General features: G+C 43.1%; 20 protein-coding genes. 7 read left to right on the top strand and 13 right to left on the bottom strand.

Annotated features, from left to right (window positions below; all coding sequences use genetic code 11):
* Window positions 1-11: 11 nt before the first annotated feature.
* The gene (locus CK503_RS02325) at window positions 12-3,074 is read left to right on the top strand and encodes a two-component regulator propeller domain-containing protein (RefSeq protein ID WP_095605155.1); all 3,063 of its coding nucleotides are present in this window, start codon (window positions 12-14) and stop codon (window positions 3,072-3,074) included.
* A 10-nt stretch (window positions 3,075-3,084) separates the two neighbouring features.
* On the opposite strand, the gene CK503_RS02320 is transcribed toward CK503_RS02325, so the two are convergent.
* The 13 genes from CK503_RS02320 to paaA form a co-directional block, all read right to left on the bottom strand.
* Window positions 3,085-3,660: a DNA alkylation repair protein gene (locus CK503_RS02320; protein WP_255233306.1), complete on the bottom strand. Its 576-nt coding sequence runs from the start codon at window positions 3,658-3,660 to the stop codon at window positions 3,085-3,087.
* A gap of 138 nt (window positions 3,661-3,798) precedes the next feature.
* A complete protein-coding gene (locus tag CK503_RS02315) occupies window positions 3,799-4,560 on the bottom strand; it encodes an enoyl-CoA hydratase/isomerase family protein (protein ID WP_095605154.1) in 762 nt (253 codons plus the stop codon).
* A 104-nt stretch (window positions 4,561-4,664) separates the two neighbouring features.
* The gene (gene paaZ, locus CK503_RS02310) at window positions 4,665-6,719 is read right to left on the bottom strand and encodes a phenylacetic acid degradation bifunctional protein PaaZ (protein WP_095605153.1); all 2,055 of its coding nucleotides are present in this window, start codon (window positions 6,717-6,719) and stop codon (window positions 4,665-4,667) included.
* Between the two features lie 79 nt (window positions 6,720-6,798).
* A complete protein-coding gene (locus CK503_RS02305) occupies window positions 6,799-7,404 on the bottom strand; it encodes an acyltransferase (protein ID WP_095605152.1) in 606 nt (201 codons plus the stop codon).
* 25 nt (window positions 7,405-7,429) lie between these two features.
* Window positions 7,430-7,864, bottom strand: coding sequence for a four helix bundle protein (locus tag CK503_RS02300; protein WP_217988304.1), 435 nt, complete (start codon window positions 7,862-7,864; stop codon window positions 7,430-7,432).
* Window positions 7,865-7,889: 25 nt separating this feature from the next.
* Entirely contained in the window at window positions 7,890-9,095 is a 1,206-nt protein-coding gene (gene pcaF, locus CK503_RS02295) for a 3-oxoadipyl-CoA thiolase (RefSeq protein WP_095605151.1), read from the bottom strand.
* Window positions 9,096-9,178: 83 nt separating this feature from the next.
* Entirely contained in the window at window positions 9,179-9,601 is a 423-nt protein-coding gene (paaI, locus tag CK503_RS02290; protein WP_095605150.1) for a hydroxyphenylacetyl-CoA thioesterase PaaI, read from the bottom strand.
* Window positions 9,602-9,686: 85 nt separating this feature from the next.
* On the bottom strand, window positions 9,687-10,850 hold the full coding sequence (locus CK503_RS02285; RefSeq protein WP_095605149.1) for a 3-hydroxyacyl-CoA dehydrogenase NAD-binding domain-containing protein: 1,164 nt from the start codon (window positions 10,848-10,850) through the stop codon (window positions 9,687-9,689).
* Between the two features lie 89 nt (window positions 10,851-10,939).
* A complete protein-coding gene (locus CK503_RS02280; protein ID WP_095605148.1) occupies window positions 10,940-11,722 on the bottom strand; it encodes an enoyl-CoA hydratase-related protein in 783 nt (260 codons plus the stop codon).
* Window positions 11,723-11,792: 70 nt separating this feature from the next.
* Window positions 11,793-12,302 (bottom strand): 1,2-phenylacetyl-CoA epoxidase subunit PaaD, encoded by a 510-nt coding sequence (gene paaD, locus CK503_RS02275; RefSeq protein ID WP_095605147.1) that lies wholly within the window; start codon window positions 12,300-12,302, stop codon window positions 11,793-11,795.
* 75 nt (window positions 12,303-12,377) lie between these two features.
* Window positions 12,378-13,163: a 1,2-phenylacetyl-CoA epoxidase subunit PaaC gene (gene paaC, locus CK503_RS02270; protein WP_095605146.1), complete on the bottom strand. Its 786-nt coding sequence runs from the start codon at window positions 13,161-13,163 to the stop codon at window positions 12,378-12,380.
* Entirely contained in the window at window positions 13,160-13,474 is a 315-nt protein-coding gene (gene paaB, locus CK503_RS02265) for a 1,2-phenylacetyl-CoA epoxidase subunit PaaB (RefSeq protein ID WP_095605145.1), read from the bottom strand. The genes paaC and paaB overlap by 4 nt, the downstream gene beginning before the upstream one ends.
* Before the next feature lie 55 nt (window positions 13,475-13,529).
* Window positions 13,530-14,474: a 1,2-phenylacetyl-CoA epoxidase subunit PaaA gene (paaA, locus tag CK503_RS02260; RefSeq protein WP_095605144.1), complete on the bottom strand. Its 945-nt coding sequence runs from the start codon at window positions 14,472-14,474 to the stop codon at window positions 13,530-13,532.
* Between the two features lie 200 nt (window positions 14,475-14,674).
* Between paaA and hppD the strand changes: the two genes are divergently transcribed.
* The 6 genes from hppD to CK503_RS02230 all read left to right on the top strand — a co-directional run bounded on the left by hppD (window position 14,675) and on the right by CK503_RS02230 (window position 22,290).
* Complete coding sequence (gene hppD, locus CK503_RS02255; protein ID WP_095605143.1) at window positions 14,675-15,823, top strand: 4-hydroxyphenylpyruvate dioxygenase; 1,149 nt, start codon at window positions 14,675-14,677, stop codon at window positions 15,821-15,823.
* Window positions 15,824-15,892: 69 nt separating this feature from the next.
* Entirely contained in the window at window positions 15,893-17,077 is a 1,185-nt protein-coding gene (locus tag CK503_RS02250) for a homogentisate 1,2-dioxygenase (RefSeq protein WP_095605191.1), read from the top strand.
* 72 nt (window positions 17,078-17,149) lie between these two features.
* The gene (locus tag CK503_RS02245; protein ID WP_095605142.1) at window positions 17,150-19,099 is read left to right on the top strand and encodes a tetratricopeptide repeat protein; all 1,950 of its coding nucleotides are present in this window, start codon (window positions 17,150-17,152) and stop codon (window positions 19,097-19,099) included.
* A 211-nt stretch (window positions 19,100-19,310) separates the two neighbouring features.
* Window positions 19,311-19,763, top strand: a complete 453-nt coding sequence (locus CK503_RS02240; protein WP_095605141.1) for a cupin domain-containing protein — start codon at window positions 19,311-19,313, stop codon at window positions 19,761-19,763.
* A 60-nt stretch (window positions 19,764-19,823) separates the two neighbouring features.
* Entirely contained in the window at window positions 19,824-20,591 is a 768-nt protein-coding gene (mddA, locus tag CK503_RS02235) for a methanethiol S-methyltransferase (RefSeq protein ID WP_095605140.1), read from the top strand.
* A gap of 85 nt (window positions 20,592-20,676) precedes the next feature.
* Window positions 20,677-22,290: a tetratricopeptide repeat protein gene (locus CK503_RS02230; protein ID WP_217988303.1), complete on the top strand. Its 1,614-nt coding sequence runs from the start codon at window positions 20,677-20,679 to the stop codon at window positions 22,288-22,290.
* Window positions 22,291-22,303 lie beyond the last annotated feature (13 nt).

Here is a 22,303-nt window from a genome sequence, read left to right as displayed (position 1 = left end):
TTAGGTGTTTTATGGGATACAAAAAAAATTATGCCATTTGTGTATTTTTTAAGGTACTACTCATATTGGTATCTGTATTGCCTGCCGAAGCTCAGCGACACAATTTCAAGTCTTATTCTGTAAATAATGGTCTTCCTCATTCTCAGGTACATGGGTTGTTCCAAACTCATGACGGATACCTGTGGACAGGAACCTATGGTGGGGGGCTGGCGAAATTCGACGGTGAAGAATTTACAACCTATACCACAGAAGATGGACTTAAAGATAATAGTGTTGAAATCATCTTTGAGGATAGTAAAGAAAATCTATGGGTTACCACCTACCAGAGTGGCATAGCCAAAATGAAGGGCGATAAATTCATTTACCCTTTTGATAACAGTACATTAGATACTGCTGATGTTTTTGCTGTTGATGAAATGAGGAATGGTGATCTGTGGATTGGTACTTATGATGCGGGGATATTTATTTACAATGGGTTAGAACTTGATCGTATAACTACTGAGGATGGATTAGTAGATAACTCGATCTGGGATTTTTGGGAAGCTGAAAATGGAGATATCTGGATTGCTACGAGCGAGGGAATTTCCATATTAAAGAATAATCAGCTCAAGGAGGGTAAACAGTTTCATAATTTCACTGCTGATGACGGTCTTAGCGGAAGTGAGGTTTATCGGATTGTTCCTGATAAGGAAGGTAATTTGTGGTTTGCAACCAGCAATGGAATCACAGTATGGGATGGATCCTCGTTTTCGACTATTACAGAGTTAGCCGGCACAGAGCTTGATTATATTTATGATATTATCGCTGCATCTGATGGCAGTATATGGATAGGAACTTATTCAAAAGGGGTATTTGTATATTCTGATGGTACAGCAAAACATATTACGGAAAGCAATGGATTAAGCAGTAACTATATTTATGATCTGCATGAGGATGACGATGGGAAGGTTTGGATAGCTACTGATGAGGTTGGTATCAATCAATATGAGGGTGAAACATTTACTTTTTATGGAACAGAGTCAGGGACTATATCATCCAAAATATATAGTTTACATGAAGATCGTAAGGACAATGTTTGGGTGGGCACATCCGAAGGAATATATAACTTCAAGGATGGAAATTTTAAGTCAATCGGTTATCCAGAAGGTTATGATAGCCCAAAAGAGGTTTGGGATATTACTGAGTTCGCCAATGGTGATTTATTATTTCTTATGCCGGATAATGCCATCTATAAATACGATGGGCAAAAGTTCACTAATTATTCAGAAGAACACGGCTTGGATTTATGGTTCACCTACGAACTGTATGTTGATCGAGACAATACGCTTTGGATTGGTACTGAGACGGGACTTTTTCATAAAGAAGGTGATAAGTTAACTCATTATACAGTGGAAGATGGCTTGCCCTCTGATGTTGTTTACCAGGTTTATATGCATAAAGGTTATTTATGGTTTGCCACATATAACGGTATCAGTAGGTTTGATGGTTCTTCCTTTAAAAATTATACGACTGCAGACGGAATAAATCACAGGTATATTTCTTTTCTCACTTCTGATGAAAAAGGAAATTTATGGTTAGGTACCGGGGGTGGAGTAACTCTGTTGGATTTAGATGAAAATGGAGATGTACTATCGATTGATAATTTCGGAAAAGAAATTGGGATGAAATCATTGACCACACAGGTTTTATGGTTTGACGAATCAGGTGCACTTTGGCAAGGTAGCAATGGCGGCATTCATCGTCTGGACGTCCCCGGTTATTGGGAGACGGGCATCATGGAGTTGTCACACTATCGGCTAACTGATAGTGGTATTGGTATTGAAACGAATCAAGGGGCTGTATTACCTGTCGGTGATAATCGAGTACTCTTTGGTACGATGGAAGGAGTGCTGGAACTGGAACCGAATAAAGTTGAAGAGCAAACAAAGGATTTAAATCTTCATATAACGAGTGTACGACGTAATTCGCAGAAGATTGAGTGGGATCAGTATGTAGACTCCCTATCTTATAAATTTGGCAGACTTTTGTTCCCTGAAGTTACTTTTCCGCACGGACAACATACCTATTCAATTAGTTATAATGCTCCATTTTTTGGCAATACATCTAACGAAAAATTTCGATATAAACTGGAGGGTTTTGATGACGATTGGTCTGAACCGACCAGTTCAAAGACGGCAATATTTACCAACCTCGATCCGGGAGACTACAATTTTGTTGTACAAGTAAAAACCCCAAATTCTGAATGGTCGGAAAATGAAGCTCAATATCAATTTGCAGTAGCTCACCCTTTTTGGCAGACGTATTGGTTTTACGGATTAATTGCTTTGTCTACTATCGGTTTAATATATGGGTATATTAGATATAGAGTAGGAATGTTAGAAAAGCAAAGGCTCCAGGAACTCGTGGATGAACAGACCAAGGATTTGCAGGAGGCTTTGGCCGAAAAAGAAGTACTCATTAAAGAAATCCATCATCGGGTAAAAAATAACCTGGCAGTTATATCGGGATTGCTTGAATTGCAAAGGGGTTATGCAGAGAATGATTTTGTAGACCGAGTTCTTTCGGAAAGTCAGCGCCGCGTGCAGTCGATCTCGATGATACATGAAAAACTATATCAAAACGAGCGGCTGGCAGAGATAGACTTCGAAAAATATATCCGTGAGCTTGTAGATATCATAGCATATTCCTTCAATTATACTGATAAAGAAATTGAGGTAAATATAGAAATTGATGATTTCAAGCTGGGAGTTAGTCAAGGCATTCCTTGTGGTTTAATGCTCAATGAACTCGTCAGTAATTCTTACGAACATGCTTTTACAGATCAAGAAAATGGAAAAATTGAAATTTCTGCTAAACACAAGCAGAGCGGTAAGATAAAACTTATTGTAAAAGATAATGGTAAAGGATTACCCGAAGATTTTGCTATTGGTCAAAATGGATCACTCGGTTTGACACTTATAGATACATTGAGTGGCCAGTTACAGGGCGAATATATTCTGGAAAATACTGAGGATGGAACGCAATTCATCCTCGAATTTGAGATGGAGGAGCCTGAGGAAAAAGTCCCTGTATAAGCAGGAACTGTTACATTGATAAGTACATTTGCCGATCGGATTCTGGCAGTTTTTCGATCGCATACCGCAGCATAGTCCTTGGCATAATACCAATGTGTTTATCCAGGAAATTTTTTAACACTTGTTCATCTTGTTTTCCGGTTTCGTGTAGCATCCAGCCCGTTGCTTTGTGGATGAGATCGTGCTCATCTTCAAGCAGTAGTTCGGCAATAGCCAAGGTATCTTCAAAGTCGTCATTCTTGATAAAGTGAAAGGTGCTCAAGATGGCGATTCGTCGTTCCCACAGGTTATCTGACTTAGCCAGTTCGTATAAAATAGATCGATCTTTATCAGAAAGGTATGCACCTACGATATGTTCTGCGGAAGTATCCACCAAATCCCAATTGTTGATGTAATTCGTATTTTTCAGGTAGAGATCGAATATCTTTTTGAGCTCGTTTTTCTCTGCTTTTTGGGATTTATGTACGAGGATAATCAACGCACAAAGTCGTTCCTCATGATAATCAGAATGAAGTAGCAGTTTAGTTTCCTCAAGAGAAAATGGGTTAAATTTTTCTGCCACTTTACGCACTTTGGGGACACGAATAACCAGAAACTGATCGTCTTCACCGTATTCTCCGAGACCTGTTTTAAAAAACCGGGTAGAGCTTCTGCTACTTCAGGATCTGCTATGTCTCTGAGCGCTTCCTGAACATTGGTATGATCCATTATTTCGAAATAAATTTCAGGAGCTTTTAAACTCTTCGATAAAGTTTTCGGTAAAATCGGAGAGCACGAGCTTACCGCTAATTTCGGCCCGTTCTTCCAGTAGCTCATCCCAATCCTCGGTCCCTTTCCAAAGCATTTTTTTGAGCTCCTTCATTGCATCTGGACTATAATTTGAGAGCTGTTTGGCCAGCGAGTTTACTTCTTCATCCAGATCAAAGTGATTTTCGCAGACTTTTGAAAAAAGCCCGTTTTCACGAGCCCACTCGGCTGAGTTCCAGTTTGCGGCGTTTACCGACAGCGTGCTGAATGCTGAAGTTCCCACTTTGCGTTCTACGGCTGGTCCCACTACAAAGGGGCCTATACCTAAGGCGAGCTCACTTAGCTTAATAGCGGCAGATTCGTGTGCTATGGTGTAATCTCCTGCAGATGTAATACCTACACCTCCACCTACGGTTTTGCCCTGCACGCGGACAATGATAAGTTTTGGGCACTGACGCATAGCGTTGAGCATCAGGGCAAATCCCATAAAGAAATGCTTGCCTTCTTGGTAATCCTCAATAGCAATGAGTTCATCAAAAGAAGCGCCGGCACAAAAGGCACCATCGCCTCGGCTTTTCAGTACGAGTACATGTGCATCGGGATTTCTCCCCATTTCAATAATTGTATCGGCTAAATTCCGAAGCATCTGTCCCGGCAGGGAATTACCCTTGGGATGGTAAAATTCAATAGTTCCGATGTTGTTTTCAATGTTGGTCGTAATTTCTCCGTTCTGAGTCATTAATCCAGTTTTGTGGTTTTAAAGTTAAATAATGCCGGTACTAAGTAATCAGCAGTCAGTTTTCAGCAAAAAATTATTTTGATCGCTGATAACTGACAGCTGTTTTATTCCTCTTCAAAAATATCCATATTCAATACTTCACGGCGCTTGATGAGGGTCAGGATCGTATATTCTGCTACCGATTCATCATCCTGATTTGTTACCTCCACATCCCAATAAATAATTCCAAACGGGAATTTATCCTTGGCTTTTTTCTGGCGGACAGTCTTTCGTTTGACAATCAGCTTTGCCTGTATGGTATCACCGGGAGCAACAGGATTGGTAAATCGAAGATTCTCGAGTCCATAATTGAGAATAACCGGTCCTTCATCAGGATGAACGAACAGTCCGGCTGCTCGAGAAAGTACAAAATACCCGTGTGCTACAACTTCACCGAATATGGACCGCTCGGCAGCTTCCGGATCAGTATGAGCATAAAATTCATCGCCAGACAAGTCAGCAAATCGTTCGATATCTTCTTCAGTGACGGTGTGAGTGTCGGTGGTCCGTGCTTCGCCCACTTCCAGATCTTCAAAATACTGTTGGAAGGGGTGAGTATCAGCTTCCTCGGTTTCGGCTCCTTTAATGTATTGATTCGTAATATTCTTTAGCGTCGTTGGAGAACCCTGCAACGCCACACGCTGCATATTGTGAATAACAGCACGAGTACCACCTAATTCTTCTCCACCTCCGGCATGGCCCGGTCCGCCATGAACCATATGCGGCATCGGGGAACCGTGTCCCGTTGATTCATCGGCACAATCACGGTTGACAATCATAAAGCGTCCGTGATAGGGGGCACAGCCCAGCGTGATTTCGCGAGCAATATCATCATCAGCTGTAAAAAGGGACCCCACCAGTGACCCGTCTGCTTTGTTGGCCAGCTGGATTGCTTCTTGGTTTGATTCGTAGGGCATCACTGTTGTCATCGGACCAAAAGCCTCGACCTTATGGACGTCATCCACTTCCAAAGGCTTGTGGCACAGCAGGACTTTGGGACCGGTAAAAGCACCATCATGTTGTTGTCCATTCCCATTACTGTATACAGATTCTGTTGTTTCTAAGAGTGACGAAACCTGCTCTTCAAAACGTTCAGCTTGCGTGGCACTGGCCAGCGGACCCATTTTCGTTTCCTTTTGGGTGGGATCGCCAATAGAAGTTTTATCTAATCGTTCTTTTAGTGCGTTAATTACATTTTGGACTTGCTTTTTAGGAACTAACGTTCGGCGGATAGCCGTACATTTTTGTCCCGTTTTTACCGTCATTTCATCGGCAACTTCATCCACAAACAGATCGAATTCTTTCATATTCGGGGTGACATCAGCGCCAAGAATAGAGCAGTTTAGGGAGTCGGCCTCAAGGTTGAAGCGCACGTTGTTGGCAACAATATTGGGATGGGATTTCAGCTTTTGCCCCGTAGCAGCGGAGCCGGTAAAAGAAACAGAATCTTGGCTGGTAAGATGATCCAGCAGGTCGCCCGGCACATCAGCGGCAACAAATTGGATGGATCCTTCGGGAAGCAGATTGGACTCCAGCATATCCTTAAAAACCTTGTAGGCTAAGTACGAACCTGTGGGAGAAGGTTTTATGATAGCAGGCATCCCAGAAATGATACAAGGAGCAAGCTTTTCCAGCATTCCCCAAACCGGGAAATTAAATGCATTGATATGCACCGCTACACCGTGACGGGGCACGCAGATATGTTGACCGACAAACGTACCTTCTCGCGACAGCCGCTCGTGGTCTCCTTCAACATGATAGGGTAGATCAGAAAGCTCAATACGCGATTTACTGGAAAGAGTAAACATACTGCCGATACCTCCTTCGATATCAATCCAGGAATCCTGTCGTGTTGCACCAGTGTGGGTTGATAGCTTGTAATAATCCTCTTTTCGTTCCAGCAGATATTGAGCCAGAAACTTAATTTTGAACGCTCTTTTGTGGATGGACATTGCACGAAGTTTTGGTCCTGCTTTTTGGCGCGCATATTCACACATTCCCTTGTAGTCGAGATCTGCTTCAACTAATTGGGCAACAGGATCTCCATTTACAGCACTTGTAAGATCTGTTTCCTTTCCATCCTCAATCCATTGACCTTTTGAATAGCTTTGTACTTTCATTTCTTTTAGTGTTTTGTATTAAATTCCTTGCTTAATATGAAATTCAGGAGTCATAATCCAGAACAAGACATTCTAACTTTTAGGATTCTGAATTCTTAGCCTTTCCCCACGTTTCGTACTTTTTTGACTGGCTTGGTCGATCTTCCGGTTCCTCTCGCAGTGGTTTGCATTCTTTCAGCGAGTCATGAAGCTGTGCGGGAAGCTGCTGATACAATTCGGTCCCTTTCGTTTTCCATTTGATCATCTCGTCGGAAACATCTTTGATAATTTTTGCGGGATTGCCAACTACGAGCTTTCGCGTTGGGATTTCCATTCCTTCCTTTAAGAATGACATGGCTCCGACAATGCATTCATCTCCCAGCTCTACATTATCCATCACTACGGAATTCATGCCTACAAGACAGTTGCGTCCAATATGTCCGCCGTGAATGATAGCTCCGTGTCCGATATGGGCACTATCTTCCAGCACAACGGTTACACCCGGGAACATGTGAATAGTGCAGTTTTCCTGCACGTTACAGCCGTCTTCGATCACAATCTTACCCCAATCACCGCGAATAGCCGCTCCCGGTGCAATATAGACGTCTTTGCCAATGATAACATTGCCAGTTACAGCAGCTTGAGGGTGAACATAGGCACTTTCATCTACAACCGGTTTGTAACCTTCGAACTCGTATATGGCCATTTTGTTATTAGTTAATGGTTATTTGTTATAAGGTATCTGGGTTTGAGTCATATAAAATAGAAGGTTCCTTCGTAATGTGATTTTGCTTGGCTTTCTTTAGATAGAAAATGTAGCCATTTAGCAATTTGATACAATTGGTTATTTGTGAGTTTATATTTTCTACAGCATCGGGGGATAAATATTCTTCATCAAGAGCACAGCTTAAATGATCCAAAAGTTCATAGAGTGATCCTCTTGCTTGCCTACAGAACTGAATATTCTCTTGATAATGGAATCTTCCATATCCCTCAGCAATATTAGCGGTCACGGATCGCGAAGCACGAATCAGTTGATCCTTGAGTCTAAACTTTTCCTCTTTGGGTAAAGTCTCAACAAGATTGGAAATATGCTGTCTTATCCTTCGGCTTTCTTTCCAAACTTTTAGATCTTTGAAAGATGATATGTTTTTTGAACTACTCACTAATAACCATTAACAAATAACTAAGCTACGTTCTTTCTAAAATAACAGCCATGCCTTGTCCCACGCCCACGCAAAGTGTGCAAAGTGCATATTGTTTATCCTGTTCGTGTAATTCAATGGATGCTGTTTGCAGTAGTCGGGCGCCAGACATACCCAGCGGATGTCCCAGTGCTATAGCTCCACCATGTGGGTTCACGCGCGGATCATCATCGTCGATGCCCAGCTCACGCAAAACCGCTAAGCTTTGAGCCGCAAAAGCTTCGTTGAGTTCAATAATTCCCATATCATCGAGTGATAAGCCTGCTCGTTTCAAAACTTTCGTTGAGGCACCAACAGGACCCATTCCCATGATACGCGGCTCCACTCCAACAACGGCTGAAGCAACAATGCGTGCCATCGGCTGTAAGTCAAAATCTTGGATGGCGGAATCTCCGGCTACCAGCAACGCACATGATCCATCATTGATACCGCTTGCATTGCCCGGAGTCACGGTTCCCCCATCCCGAAAAACAGCGGGCAACTTACTTAGTACTTCAACTGTAGTCTCAGGACGGATAAACTCATCTTCTTCAAAAACTTCAGGCTCACTTTTTTTCTGTGGGATCTCCACCGGCATAATCTCCTTAGCCATGCGTCCGTTTTTTGTGGCTTTGGCTGCCTTCTGTTGCGACCAAGCCGCAAATTTATCCTGATCCTCGCGGCTTACATTAAATTTCTCTACGATATTTTCAGCTGTTTGGCCCATTGCCTCACTGCCGTACTGCTCATCCATTTTAGGATTTACAAAACGCCACCCAAAAGTAGTATCGTGCATTTCAGTGGTTCCGGAGTAGGGGGCAGATCCTTTGTCTAAGACCATCGGTCCGCGCGTCATGTGTTCCATGCCACCGGTAATAAACAGATCCCCTTCGCCCACTTTGATCGATTTGTAGGCCATCACGGCACTGCTCATGCCCGATGCACAGAGTCGATTAACCGTTTCACCGGGTACTGATACCGGAAGTCCTGCCAGCAGTGCTGCCATGCGAGCCACATTGCGGTTGTCTTCGCCTGCCTGATTAGCACATCCAATGATCACATCTTCGATACGCTCAGGATCGATGTTTGAATTTCGGTTCATCAATTCTTCGATCGTTAATGCCGCAAGATCATCGGCGCGGATAGGAGCTAATGATCCGCGATATTTTCCAATAGGAGTTCGTATTGCATCAATGATATAAGCTTCAGACATAGTTTTAGTTGTGAGTTTTGAGTAGTGAGTTCTGAGAAGGTGAGAGATTTTACTCATAACTCACCGCTCAGGACTCATAACTACTATTCAAAATGATATTCTTGTGTTCTGAAAACGGTTCCGCGAAAGAGAGCTACCTGTTCATCTTTTTGATTTATAACGCTGATATTGTACACGCCAATCCGTCGACCGATACTTAATTCCTCAGTTTCAGCAGTAAGCGTATCGCCGGGGAGGACCTTTTTCATAAATGAAATATTATTCTCCATTGCGACGGCTACCTGACCATAACTATTGGAAGCGAAGGCCAAGGCGCTGTCGGCCAGGGAAAAAGCAATTCCGCCATGAGAGACATTAAATCCGTTAGCCATTTCATCGCGGACCTCCATTTCCAGTTTAGTATAACCCGGTTTAATATCGAGGACTTCAATACCCAGCCATCGGCTAAAGGCATCATCGGTTCTCATTTTTTGAACGACCTTTTCGGCTAACTTATTTTTGTCCATGGCAACTCAGAATTCCGAATTCAGAACCCAGGAGAAATTAGAATATTAAGAATTCTGACTCCTGCATTCTGAGTTCTTCCTTTTTTTAATAAAACGTTTCTCCATTTCGCACTTTACGCTTCAACAACGGATTCGGTCGGTATCGATCTTCGCGATATTCTGTTTGCAATCTCGACATGCGGTCGAGTACTTCTTGCAGGCCAATTTCATCCGCCCATTTCAATAATCCTTTTGGATAGTTTACGCCTTTGGTCATGGCCAGATCCACATCTTCGACTGTAGCCACATTCATAAATACCGCATCAGCCGCCTCGTTGATAAGCATGGTTACAATGCGATCCACAATTTTTTGTCCCAGTTTCTCGTCTTTGGTCGGTTCGGGATTGTCAGCTTCATCGCCATATTCATAGAACCCTTTCCCGGATTTTTTACCCAGCCAGCCGGCTTCGACCAGTCTTTTCTGTGTAAAAGATGGCTTGAATCGAGGGTCATAGAAAAACTCCTTGAACACCGTTTCAGTCACTTTATAATTGACATCGTGGCCAATGAAATCCATCAGCTCAAACGGTCCCATCCGAAAGCCGCCAATCTCTTTCATTGCCCAGTCAATAGTGGGGATATCTGCGACGCCTTCTTCGTACTGACGAATGGCTTCACTGTAAAATGGTCGAGCTACGCGATTGACGATAAAGCCGGGCGTATCTTTTGCTAAGACCGTGGTTTTGTCCCAGTTGTCAATTTGCCGTCGTGCGGCTTGGGTGATTTCCTCAGAAGTAGCAATGCCCGGTACAATTTCTACCAGGGGCATAATGGGAGCAGGATTGAAAAAATGAATTCCCAGGAAACGTTTAGGCTTTTTAAGTGCCGAGGAAATAGAAGCGATCGAAAGAGAAGAGGTATTTGTAGCCAAAATGCAATTATGCGAAACAATGCCCTCCAATCGTTGAAAAACATCCTTTTTGATATCAAGATCTTCGACAACAGCTTCAATTACAAGACTGCATTCTCCAAAATTAGTTAAATCTTCTTCAAAGTGGATCCGATCCATAATACCATCCACCTCTTCTTGACTCATGCGTTCTTTTTCGACCTGTCGTTGCAGGATTTTTCGGAGGGCATGTTTAGCTTTACCGAGTTGATCGGGATAGGCGTCATATAAATACACTGTATGGTTGTTTTGGGATGCAATCTGCGCGATGCCTTGTCCCATAGTGCCAGCGCCCACTACGCCAATAATTTCATCATTCATCTTTATAATAATTATTTCAAATTATTGCACTCTGAAAATAATGATTTCAATTCCAAAACCAACTCAAGTTCGTTGGTCAGAGAACAGTATTATTTCCCCTTAAAATCCGGCTTCCGTTTTTCCAGAAACGCCTGAATCCCTTCGTGATAGTCATCCGTTTTGCCGGCTTCGGTCTGTAGGTCAGCCTCTAGTTCAAGATGCTCATCCAAACTATTTGATAAAGATTGATTAATAGCTTCTTTATAAAGCGCAAATCCTTTAGTAGGCATTTGCGCTAACTTTTGACAGATTGCTTGTGCTTCATCCATCAGCTGATCTGCTTCTACTGCTTTATAAATCAGTCCGATTTCTTCCGCTTTTTTGGGTGTTATTTTTTCATCCAGCAGGTACATTGCATTTGCTCGTTGTAGACCGACTAATCTCGGAAGAAAAAACGTGCCGCCACTATCGGGAATAAGTCCGATTTTACTGAACGATTGCACAAAAACAGCTTTGTTGGAAGCGAGAACGATATCACAAGCAAAAGCAATATTAGCACCGGCTCCCGCAGCGGTTCCGTTTACTGCGCAGATTACCGGTTTATCAAGTTCTCGAATGCCGTTGATGATGGGGTTATAGCTTTTTCGGACGGTTTCTCCAAGCTCATAATTATCACCTTTATCGACCACCTCTGGCAGATCCTGTCCAGCAGAAAATGCTTTTCCCTTTCCTGTCAATAATACACAGCGCACGTCTTCATTTCGCGTTGCATCTGTAAGTTCTTGTTGCAACTCATTTGCCATCGGTTCGATAAAGCTGTTGAGTTTGTCGGGACGATCTAAGAAGAGGGTCAGAACTTTATTATTAAGAGAGGTGGAAATATATTCACTCATAATAAGTCGTAATTTTGGTCTCTAATTTGACAGACTTAACAGGTTCGTTTTATCTGGTTGGTTCTGTGATCTATATACACTTGAAATGCTCAAAGGGTTCGTCGCAATCGTGGCAGTAATATTGCGATTTACAAGCTGTAGACCCAAATTCACTCTGCAATTCGGTGTTTGTAGAATCGCAATAGGGACAGGAAATAGTCCGGCTTGATCCCTTTATGTTTTTTAGAAAATCATCATCTTTTGCCGTCTTTCCGGGCGGAGCAATGCCATATTCTTTGAGTTTCTTTTTGGCCTCTTTCGGCATCCAGTCGGTGGTCCAGGTTTCGGAAAAATCTTTAACAACCTCAAAATTTTGAATGCCATTGACGCGAAGTGTTTTTTCAATTTCCTTCTCAATCGCACTCATTGCCGGACATCCGGAATAGGTGGGAGTAATGCGCACGGTCACTTTGTTTTCATCAACAGTAACTTCTCGCGCAATACCGAGTTCGATAATAGACAAGACCGGAATTTCAGGATCTTTTACCTCTGAAAGCAAATCCCAAATTTCATCTTTGTTATATGTGGTTGCTGTAGCCATAACATTTTACTAACGGTATTAAGTTATGGTTTATTAGCTTCGCAAATCCAATAGCTAATAACCAATAACGATAAACTACTCCCAGTCTGCATCGGGATACGAGCGACGCAGGTGCTGCATTTCAGCCAGAAGGTGTCCCAGGTGTTCAGTATGCAATCCCTGACGACTGCCTTCTACCATAAATTGATCCCAATCCGGAACATCCAGAGTTGCTTCATTTAGTGTATCGGAAACGAGGTCTTTCCAGTCGGATTTGAAGCTTACCGTATCGGCAGCCAAACCTTCATTCTGCAGTACTTCGTCAATATCATCCTGATGAAACAATTCACCAACGTAGGTCCATATATCGTCGAAAGCATCCTGAATGCGCTCGTGACTTTCTTCCGTTCCGTCACCGAGTCGGAGTACCCATTCGCGACTATGCCGCAAGTGATACTTCACTTCCTTAAAGTGCTTCTCAACCATTCCACAGAACTGCTCATCTTCAACATTCGATAATAACTGATATAAATAGTAGCTGTACGAGGAGAATAAAAACTGCCGGGCAATAGTATATCCGAAATCTCCTTTTGGCAGTTCAACCAACTTTAAGTTCTTATATTCAGGATCATTTCGAAAATAAACCAAATCGTCACGGTGCCGTCCTTCGCCTTCGATCTCTACAGCATATTCATAGAGATTGGCAGCATGACCGATATAATCCAACGCGATATTAGCAAGTGCAATATCCTCTTCAAGGATCGGACCATGTCCGCACCATTCCGAGAGGCGATGGCCTAAAATCAGGCGGTCATCCGCCAGGCGGACCAGATATTCAAAAAGTGCTTCCTGTTTTGTCAATTCTTTTGTAGCTGTACTCATGATCGTCGTTTTGAAACTCGGGGTACGCTGTAAAATTGAGGATGCCGATAGGGCTTGTCATCCGCCGGATCGAAAAACGGACCGGCATCTTCACCTTTGGATGCCACAATTTGATCGCTTGGCACCACCCAGATATTGACAGCCTCTTTTCGGCGCGCGTATACATCGCGGGCGTTCTCCAGGGCTTTTTCAGCATCGGGAGCGTGTAAGCTACCGGCATGTTCATGAGGTTTGCCATCACGGGGCTGGGTAAATACCTCCCATAGCGGCCATTGGGTGTCATTTGAATCGGTATCGTTCTTTTCGCTCATAAAAAATCTGTTTTTTTACCGTAAGGACGTATTGCAATACGTCCTTACTATAAGTTTACGATGCTTTTTCTTTACTCAATTTTTGTTTTCGGGCATATTCTTCAGCAGCTTCGCGCACCCACTTTCCATTTTCATGTGCTTCGCTACGTGCTTTCATGCGCTCCTTGTTCATAGGTCCATTGCCTTTTACCACGTTCCAGAACTCATCCCAGTCGATTTCACCAAACTCCCAGTGTCCTGTTTCTTCGTTGTATTCCATATCGGGATCAGGGATTTCAAGTCCAACTTCATGGGCTTCAGCAACATGACGGTCAACAAAACTCTGACGAAGTTCGTCGTTAGTTTTTGATTTCACGCCCCATTTGATAAGCTCGGCGCTGTTGGGAGAATCCTCATCATGTGGGCCAAACATCATGAGTGTTGGCCACCACCAGCGGTTAACCGCATCTTGAATCATATCTTGTTGCTCGGGAGTACCGTCAGCCATTGTGGCTACCATTTCGTAGCCCTGCTTTTTGTGAAAACTCTCTTCTTTACATATGCGTACCATAGCACGGGAATAGGGGCCATAAGAGCTCCGTGCCAGCATTGTTTGATTAATGATAGCAGCACCATCGACAAGCCAACCAATGACTGCAACATCGGCCCATGTTAGGGTTGGGTAATTAAAAATACTCGAATATTTGGCTTTGCCTTCCAGAAGTTGATCGATCAGTTCCTGGCGACTGGCGCCAAGTGTTTCAGTGGCACTGTAGAGATATAGGCCGTGTCCTGCTTCATCCTGTACTTTAGAAAGCAGTATCATTTTTCGACGAAGGGAGGGGGCACGTGTAATCCAATTACCTTCGGGTAACATACCTACCACTTCGGAATGCGCATGTTGGGACATCATCCGGATAAGCTGCTGTCGATAGCGGTCCGGCATGTCATCTTTTGGCTCAATTGTTTCTCCATCGTCAATACGTTCCTGGAAAGTTTTCATTGTGGTCTGGTTACTCATAATTATTGCTTTTCTGAAACCGGTTTCACTCGAACATATACATGAACATCAAATTAAACAAATACATTCAGTAAAACGCTGTCAAAGAATAAATCTTATAAGTAAAATATTGATATTATTAAATAATTTGAGACGTAAACCGCTGAATACTATATTAAATTATACAATACTTAAAAAAATCGAAGAGGTAAAAATACAAGATGGGAGCACAAGCTGATCAGACCGCTACGTTGAACCGACCTGTTGAAGAAGAATTTGATGACCATCTTGGACTTCAGGATGTTGATTTTATCGAGCATTATGTGGGGAATGCCAAACAGGCCAGTCATTTTTATCAAACAGTTTTCGGATTTGAGCTCAAAGCGTACAGTGGGCTTGAAACCGGGAATCGAGATCGAGCTTCCTATCTGTTGCAGCAGGGGAATATCCGTTTTTTAGTTACCTCATCGCTCAATAGTAATTCACCCATTGCCGACCATATCGCCAAGCATGGAGACGGTATTCGGGACATCGCCATGCATGTGGAGGATGTGGATCGTGCTTACAAAGAAACGGTCAAGCGGGGAGCCCATGGCGTTGAGAAGCCTCACGATCTTGAAGACGAGCAGGGTAGCATCCGCAAAGCCGCTATTGCTACTTATGGTGATACTATTCACACTTTAATTGATCGGACGAACTACGATGGAATATTTATGCCGGGTTTTGAATCTGCAGAATCGCCTATCGAAAAAATCGAACCGGTTGGTATCCAATATGTAGACCACTGCGTAGGAAATGTAGAAGAAGGAAGGATGAACGACTGGGTGGATTTCTACCGTGATGTAATGGGTTTTACGCAGTATATCCATTTTGATGATGAAGATATTTCGACGGAGTACTCGGCGCTGATGTCGAAAGTAATGGCGGGCGGACGCGGGATGATAAAATTCCCCATTAACGAGCCGGCGGAAGGCAAAAAGAAATCACAGATCGAGGAATTTCTGGATTTTTACGAAGGTCCCGGTGTTCAGCATATTGCACTGTTGACAGGTGATATCATTAAAACAGTGAAGGAATTGAAAGGTCGCGGACTCGAATTTCTTCATGTGCCCACGTCGTATTATGAAAAGCTTGAAAGCCGAGTGGGAAAAATTGATGAACCCATTGATCAGCTTGAGGAGTTAGGCATTCTTGTTGATCGTGATGATGAGGGATATCTGTTGCAGATCTTCAGCATACCGGTGGTGGATCGCCCTACGTTCTTTTTTGAGATTATTCAGCGAAAAGGGGCTCGAGGGTTTGGGAAAGGAAATTTTAAAGCCCTGTTTGAAGCTATCGAACGCGAGCAGGATAAACGAGGAAATTTATAAATAGTAATGAGTATTGAGAGTATCTCACTACTCAAATCTCAATACTTAAAAACTAACGAGGATTCAGCCATGATTTATCATCAGTTAGGAAAAATTCCACACAAGCGCCACACGCAATTTCGTCGACCGGATGGTGAGCTTTATCAAGAGCATCTGTTTGGTGCCGAAGGATTTCACGGAGTGTCGTCGTTGATGTATCACCATAATCCACCGACAAAAACATTTAAGGTGGAAAAGGGGAAGGAGGTAAAGATTGAAAAGTGGGATGAAGGTATGCTTCGTCATCATCACTTGCGTACCGCCAAGATTGAAGAGGGTGGTGATCCGGTCATGGGACGAAAAGTATTGCTTTATAATAATGATGTGCAGATCGGTGCTGTACGTCCTACAGAGCCCATGGATTACTTTTATAAGAATGGAGAACATGATGAGCTGCTCTTTATCCATGAGGGAGAAGGATATGTTCACACGATGTTCGGGAAGCTTGAGTTTGGTTGGGGCGATTATATCTACATCCCGCGCGGTACGATATATCAGGTTGTATTTGAAACCGAGAAAAATCGAATGCTCACGATAGATTCAACGGGACCGGTAGATATTCCTGATCGGTACCTCTCCGACAAGGGACAGTTCCTCGAAAACAGTCCATTTTGTGAGCGTGATATCCGACGTCCCGAGGGACCTATTTTTGTGAATAAGCAGGGTGAATTTGAAGTCCGCATCAAAAAGCAGGGCCGATATACCTCATATTGGTACGAGCATCATCCGTTTGATGTGGTTGGTTGGGATGGCTATTTATATCCCTGGATTTTTAATATTAAGGATTTTGAGCCGATTACCGGACGTGTTCATCAGCCGCCGCCCGTACATCAGACATTTGAGGGGAATAATTATGTGGTGTGCTCATTTTGTCCGCGCAAGTACGACTATCATCCCCAATCAATTCCGGCTCCGTATGCGCACTCTAATGTAGATTCTGATGAGGTGCTCTATTATGTGAAGGGTGATTTTATGAGTCGTAAGGGGGTAGAAGAAGCCAGTATTACACAACACCCGGGTGGTATTCCGCACGGGCCACATCCCGGAAAATATGAAGGCAGTATCGGCAAGGAGGCAACGGATGAATATGCGGTAATGATTGATACCTTTCATCCACTGCATCTGACGACCGAAGCTAAGAAACTGGATGATGAAAGTTATCCGTTTTCGTGGAATGAAGATAAAGAGAAGCCGAAAATAGAAGCAGAGGAATAGGTTTAGATAATTTACAATTTGAGTCCGGATTGGAGTTAGCGTGCTGGGCTTTTTCTCTAAATTAGGGATCCTATGTACCTTTTTAATCCAGAATACGGATTAGGATGGAAAAATCACTTGATATCTGGGGTTATCAAGGTATTTTTCATCTGCATAGTATTTCTCTATTTTAGTGTCTCAACTCTCTGCGCCCAGCTGGTACCCAACACCGATAGCCTAAAGTCACAACTGCAAGGAACACAGGGAGAACATCGTATTGAGGTATTGTGGGATTTAAGTGAGCATATCCAACGATCAAATATCGATTCCGCAATCACTTATGCACGGGAAGCATTACAAAATGCTCAGCTTCATACGAGAAAAAATATGCGAGCGGAAAGCCATCGTAGATTAGGACGATTGCTGTCAATGAATGGAGAACATCCAGAAGGATTACAGCATCTTTTGGCAGCGAAACGTATCTATAAACAATTAGGAGGGCCTCAAAGAGAGGCGGCAACACTTGAAAATATCGGGGCGTTGTATCGAAGGCAAAGTGACTATCCAAAAGCGCTCGAGTATTATTACAATGCTCTTGAGCTTCGAGAGAAACTGGCCGATCAGAAACAATTAATAAATACGCTGAAGAATATTGGGGTTATCAATGAGCGGCTGGGACAGAAGGAAAAGGCTATCCATTTTTATAAGCGGACATTATCAATTAGTGAGGAGTACGATAATGCCAGTGAGACAGCAATAAATGCAGTGCAGCTGGGTAATATTTATGCCTCATTAGGAGAAACAGACCAAGCCTTGCAATTTATGAATACGGCATTGGAAGCCTCCCGGCAGCTGCCCGGTGAGCATGCCTCAGCAACAATTTTATTAGAGATCAGTGATTTATATAAAAATGCGAAATCGTACCAACAGGCGTTGGAGGCAAACCAAGAGGCACTGAGTTTGGCCACGGGAATGGCGGGTAAAAGTTTGCAAGCCCTGGCAATGAAAAATATTGCTGTTATCTATGCTGAACAGGGAGAGTTATCTACTGCCAATTCGTATTTAATGCAGACGCTGGATTTATTCAGGGAAATTGGAAGGCTGGAGGAAGTGGTTAAAGCTCAGATCCAGATTGCCAGAAATTATCTTGAGGAGGAAGAACCGACACAATCTATTGCAGTGGCATCGAAGGCATTGGATACCGCCGAGGAAGTGCAGTCATTTGAACTCAGTCGCCAAGTGTTAGAAGTTTTGATTGAAGCGTATCGTGAAAAGCGTGAGTTCGAACAAGCATTAATAGCCCAGGAACAAATGATTGCCGTAAGGGATAGCATTTTCAATCAAACCAAATCGCGGCAGATTGCTGAAATGCAGACTCGGTATGAGACCAAAAAGAAAGAGCAGGAAATTGCTCTGCTTCAGAAAGAAAAAAAGCAGCAGGCTCTACTCAGAAATGCATTTTTAGTTGGTCTGATTCTAATAGGGATTATAGGAATATTAGTTTACAATCGTCAGCGAATAAAGATAAATAAGAATCGCACGCAACTGGAAAATAAGCGGCTCAAAGAAGAGCAGCTTGAGCAAGAACTGGATTTCAAGAATAAACAGCTGACGACCCATACTTTACATCTGGTGCAGAAAAATGAGACAATGAAGGAGTTGAAGGAGAAGATCAACGAAATGCGCCATAAGGAGAATGGCAACGTGAATAAATCGTTGCAAAAACTGCGAAATCTGGTAGATTATAGTTTTAGTCTGGATGAGGATTGGGAGCAGTTTCGTCTTTATTTTGAAGAGGTGCATGATCATTTCTTTGACACTCTCAAAAAGAAATATCCCGAGCTGACTCCCAACGAGCTACGTCTTTCCGCTCTGGCTAAATTGAACCTGTCTATTAAAGAGACGGCCACTATTATGGGGATTACTCCCAACAGCGTAAAGACGGCACGCTACCGACTCCGAAAAAAGTTGGATATTGAAACCGAAGAAAACCTGACGGAGTTTATGATGGAGATTGAAAAAGAGGGAAAGGAACTTAGTTGAAACTGGCGAAAGTATTTGTTTCCCCATTCATTTTCGGATTGTTTACCTATTGTTGACCTTCCTAAAATTGTCCTTTCCCACCGAGAGAGTTAGATTTTAAGCGTAATTGAGTTTAAGGGAAATTCCTTAACTCATAGATAATCGAGAGAGTATCTAAAAGCTCAAAATACCTATTATCGCAATAAATCAAACAAAAAATACCTCTATCATCATGTCTACAATTTTAAAACATATTACGTCCACAGCTATAATAATTTTCTTTTTAATTCCGGCAACTCTCTTAGCTCAAGAGCAACATGCTTCCTTTACCCAGAGTGCAGATGACGATAACCTTGAATGGGTTAACTGCCCCGAATTTATGCCGGAAAGCTGCAGTATTTCTGTTTTACAAGGGAATCCAAAAAAACCAAATACCGATATATTTTTTAAGCTGCAGGGTAATACAGCAGTGACTAATCACTGGCATCATTCGGCTGAACGTATGGTGTTGGTATCAGGAGAGATGAATGTGAATTATGAGGGACAGGATCCCGCTGTCATTACCCCGGGCATGTATGCCTATGGACCGCCCGAATTACCACATACAGCTTCATGTGAATCTGATGAACCTTGTGTGCTTTTTATTGCGTTTGAGGAGCCTATCGATGCTTTTGCAGCTAAGTAAACTGTTTCGGATAAAAGGAGGCATCTATATTGCTAAATCCAATGACAAATCTTACATATAATGAAAAAATTAATCGCATTCATCTATGGAGCTATCTGTTATTTGATTTTTTTCGTGAGTTTTTTATGGTTGATACTTTTTCTTAGAAATTTTGGAGCCTATGTCGCCACAACGGTGAACTCAGGGGCAGCCGGACCAATACTCCAATCGTTGCTTATCAATTTAGGATTGATTGCCCTGTTTAGGATTCAGCACACAGTAATGGCGCGGAAATCTTTCAAAGATTGGTGGACGAAATTGGTGCCTAAGCCGGTAGAGCGAAGCACTTATGTATTGTTCTCGTCCATTGCATTAATATTACTTCTTTGGTTCTGGCAACCGTTGCCCGAAACGGTCTGGCAAGTCGAAACAGCGTGGGCTTCGTTGGTACTGCAGTGGGGATTCTGGCTGGGATGGATGATTGTATTCCTTTCAACCTGGATGATTGATCATTTTAATCTTTTTGGATTGAAACAGGTCTGGAATTACATGAGGGATCGTAAACAAAACCCGCCGCAATTCATGGAACCGGGGTTTTACAAATACTTTCGCCATCCGCTTATGCTCGGATTTTTAATCGCATTTTGGTCTATCTCACATATGACGGTAGGGCATCTTATTTTTTCCTGTGGGATGACGCTCTATATCGTAATAGGTGTTTACTACGAAGAAAGAGCGATAGTTCGACGATTCGGAGGTAAATATGAGGATTATCGAAAACGTGTGCCCAAATTTTTTCCAGGATTGAGTATCAAGGAAAAAGAATATAAGCAAGAGGAACTTGCCTAACCATTATTGACTAAAAGTTAAAACAGGGTAGTCGTGCAATTTTTCAGATTGCTCTTAAAATTGATTGAAAAACGAGGAGAGAATTATGAAAAAGAAAATACTTATATGTTTATACGCATTAGGATTGATGATGGTCGTACCTATTCAGGAGATGAACGCCCAGTCTCAGCAGCATGGGAAAGTTGATTTTAATATTTCGTGCAATGAGCAAGTTCAGGATGATTTTAATCATGCCTTGGCCTTGATGCATCATATGATGTACGAGCAGGCTCGGGATAGGTTTAATAAAGTCGCCGAACAGGATACCGGGTGCGCAATGGCGCAGTGGGGTATTGCCATGAGCTATATCCACCCACTTTGGGGACAGCGACCATCGGATGCCGATTTTGAAGCGGGCAGTAAAGCCTTAGCAAAGGCAAAAGAGATGGAGAATCTTAATGATCGAGAAATGGCATATATCAATGCGGTGGAGCCATTTTTTGAAAATTGGGAGGCCACCTCATATGGCGATCAGCTTGTTGTCTTTGAGGAGGGATATCGCACTTTGCACGAGCAGTATCCTGATGATGAAGATGCAGCCGCATTTTACGCGCTGGGACATCTGGCTACGGCACCGCCCGATGACGAGTCGCTAAGCCATCAGCAAAAAGCGGGCGCTATGCTTGAAGAATTACATGAGCAACATCCCGAGCATCCGGGACTGTTTCATTACATTATCCACGCTTATGATAATCCAAAGTTGGCAGAGCGGGCTGTTGATGTAGCTCGGGCCTACGATAAAGTGGCTCCCGATGTGCCGCATGCCCTGCACATGCCGAGCCATATTTTTGTTCGCCAGGGTATCTGGGCGGATGTTATAAATTGGAATAAGCGTTCGGCAGAGACGGCATTGCGGCAGTCATCAGAAGATGAGATTTCGATGCATTATGTCCATGCGTTGGACTACCTGACCTATGCTCATCTGCAACGGGGAGAAGATAAAAAAGCGAAAGAAGTGGCTCAGAAAACGATTGAGGTTAGAAATCTGCAAGATCATTTAGGATCTGCCTACGCCGTTGCCGCTGCACAAGCACGCTACAATTTGGAACGTGAAGAATGGGATAAAGCGGCCCAAATTGATTTGCAGTCACCCAATACTTTTTCGCTTGAAAAATATCCCGTCGCGCAATCGATGATTTATTTTACTCGCGGTATTGGTGCAGCGCGTTCCGGTGATTTGGATGAGGCTCGTAAAGCAGTGGATTCGCTAAACAATCTGTATCAAAAGTTGAAAGAAAAAGAGAAAAGTTACTGGGCTGTACTGACCGATGCCCAACGTAAGGCCGTTGAGTCGTGGATGATTTTTGAGCAGGGTGATCAAGAAGAAGCTCTTACTCTTATGAAGGAAGCCGCTGATACCGAGGATTCCGTTGACAAGCATCCCATCACACCGGGGCATATTTTACCAGCGCGCGAACTGCTGGGAGATATGCTTTTGAAGATGGATCGGCCTGAAGAAGCCTTAACAGCATATGAGAAAAGCTTAGAGATATCTGCCAATCGATTTAGAAGTCTTTATGGTGCGGGACGTGCTGCCGAGCTGGCAGGAAATAGGAATAAAGCCAAAGAACACTACAAGGCGCTGGTTGCCACCGCATCACCCGAAGAAGTGGAGCGACCAATGTTTAAAAAGGTGCGCAATTTTCTTGCTACCAATTGAGTGAAACTAACTG

This window comes from Fodinibius salipaludis (assembly GCF_002287075.1).
In the GTDB taxonomy this organism is placed as follows: Bacteria; Bacteroidota; Rhodothermia; order Balneolales; family Balneolaceae; genus Fodinibius; species Fodinibius salipaludis.
Note: the sequence above shows the minus strand (reverse complement) of the source record. Positions and strands in the feature narration are given on the sequence as shown.